General features: G+C 53.7%; 1 protein-coding gene and 1 pseudogene. Both read left to right on the forward strand.

Features of this window, described 5'->3' with window-relative positions:
- A pseudogene (locus BSK43_RS35325) lies at positions 1–264 on the forward strand (hypothetical protein); the annotation flags it as partial.
- A complete protein-coding gene (locus tag BSK43_RS35455; protein ID WP_246662448.1) occupies positions 245–880 on the forward strand; it encodes a hypothetical protein in 636 nt (211 codons plus the stop codon). The pseudogene BSK43_RS35325 and the gene BSK43_RS35455, both read left to right, overlap by 20 nt.
- Positions 881–1,002 lie beyond the last annotated feature (122 nt).

Below are 1,002 nucleotides of genomic sequence, written 5' to 3' on the forward strand. Positions count from 1 at the left end.
GGCTCATTTCTGCTTATGCGCTGCTTTCTGGTTACCGTCACCACCCCAAGTCAACAGTCGGCCTTCAGGGTCTTCTCGGTTTTGAACAACCGAGGCTTGGATCTTCTACCGACAGACATCATCAAAGCGGAAGTCATCGGCAAGCTTCCGGAAGACAAGCGCGAAGCTTTTAACGACCGCTGGGAAGACCTTGAGGTTGCGACCGGGCGCGATGGCTTTAACGAGCTTTTTTGGTCATATTCGAATGATTTATGCCCGCTTTAAGCTCGACCGCATGCTGCTTGAGGAGTTTAAGGATCACGTGCTGAGCCAGGTGACGTCCTCTGAGGCCCTGGTCGATGAAGTGGTTGCACCTTACGCCGAGGCCTATTTGATCGCCAAACAGTGCCAGTACGTTTCGACATCCTCGGCAGAAAAAATTAACGAGCTGTTCACGTGGCTGAACAGAATAGACAACTCAGACTGGTTACCCGTGGCGATTGCCTTCCTAGCCCGACAAGGCAACGATGCCGCGGCTGTGTTGGACTTCATTTCTCGGCTTGAACGCCTAGCAGCCTTCCTGCACCTGACTGCCAAGAATGTAAACCAGCGTATCGAGCGTTATGCCCTGGTCATCGAGGACATTCTGAAAGGGGTTTACGTCGACCGAGTCGAGCTAACGCCAGGTGAGTGCGCTGAGATGTTGCGAGCTCTGGATGGGAACGTCTATGAGATGACCGCCCGGCGTCGCAACTATTTGATCCTGCGCTTGGACTCATTTGTCTCCGCGATGGCGGCGAACTACACACCGAATGTCCTGACAATCGAGCACATCTGCCTCAAACTGTCGATCCTGCTAGCGAGTGGGCAACCACTTGGCCAGACGCCGTTATGCGGATGAAATGGTTGCATCGCTTGGCGAACCTGGTGCCTCTGACGCGTGCCAGAAATTCCAAGGCCTTGAACTATGACTTTGCCAAGAAAAAGTCTGCGTATTTTGCCGGTAGCAGTGGCGTAACGCCG

The sequence above is a fragment of the Rhizobium sp. P44RR-XXIV genome (genome assembly GCF_001999485.2).
Classification (GTDB): domain Bacteria; phylum Pseudomonadota; class Alphaproteobacteria; order Rhizobiales; family Rhizobiaceae; genus Rhizobium.